The 1,007-nt window shown below is 63.6% G+C and carries 1 protein-coding gene and 1 pseudogene; one reads left to right on the forward strand and one right to left on the reverse strand.

The genetic code is table 11. The features are described from left to right. Window positions 1-334 precede the first annotated feature (334 nt). On the forward strand, window positions 335-655 hold the full coding sequence (locus BO1_RS48990) for a hypothetical protein (protein ID WP_245644162.1): 321 nt from the start codon (window positions 335-337) through the stop codon (window positions 653-655). A 110-nt stretch (window positions 656-765) separates the two neighbouring features. On the opposite strand, the pseudogene BO1_RS60880 reads toward BO1_RS48990, so the two are convergent. Further along, window positions 766-1,007 (reverse strand): annotated as a pseudogene (locus BO1_RS60880) (hypothetical protein); the annotation flags it as partial.

Genomic DNA, 1,007 nt, shown 5'->3' on the forward strand with positions numbered 1-1,007 from the left:
GAAAAGCGATGATTTTCTCCAGTTATGCTCCGTCTCAGCGGAGAGGATTACTTGATCGCCATCGACGCCGGATGCGGGCTGAATCAACGCTCCCTGCGGAGTCCGCTCCGTGCCCGGCGAGGGCACGCTAGAGCACCTTCCGCGCCTCAGGGCTCGAAGCGTTGACGGTCAGGGCGTGACCCGCGTTATTCTTTCGCCGTCTGCGCCTGAGGGCGTTGAAAACACCGCGTGAAGCGTCGTTATGGATGAAGACGCGTCGGCACCGCGCGCAGCATATACTTCGCGAGCATGGCGTTAGTCGGACGTTGGCCTTGTTGACATGGAGGCGGTGCATATGAAATCCCTACCGTTTGCAGTCGCGCTTCTCGCCGCCATCAGCATGAGCGGCTGTGAAACGTCGTGCAGCACGGCGTCGGCAGCGTCGGGCACGTCGGTGAGCAGTTCGTCGACGTCCGGCAGGAGCGAGGCGACCCTGATGGGGACGAATGGCCAGGCACAGGTCGCGGGCGATACGGTCGTGCTGAGAGACGGCACCGTGTTCGTCAACGGCACGTCGTACGGCGCCGTGTCGGCTACCCAGCGGGTGCAGTACATCGTGATGGGCAACACGAAGACGCTGCTGGTCGACGGCAAGCAGCGCGCGCCGGCACCGTGACAGGCGAGGCCGCGCGAGCGGCGACTGGTGACGGTCCGCTGGGACCAGGCGTTGCCCGGGACAGTGCCGGTCATCACCGCCAGCAGGAACGCGGCGGCTAGCAATGACCGCTACGTGGCCGACTTGATTGAGCTCCACGGCCAGCCTGTCTTTGCTGGCGATACGCGAGTCGGGCTCTCCTGCGAGTGAAGGATGTTCACTGAGGTCGCAGTACTGGCGGCCGTGTCGGGAAGGTCGACCGCAAACCAGTCTACCTTCTGCCGTATCCAGGCAGCGTACGATGCCCAGCCTTCGGGATGGTCGTCAAACAGTTCACGCCGGACAGAAGAGGCGAGTCCGATACGATCCAGTT

Origin of the sequence: Paraburkholderia oxyphila NBRC 105797, from assembly GCF_000685075.1 — a bacterium.
Lineage (GTDB): Bacteria > Pseudomonadota > Gammaproteobacteria > Burkholderiales > Burkholderiaceae > Paraburkholderia > Paraburkholderia oxyphila.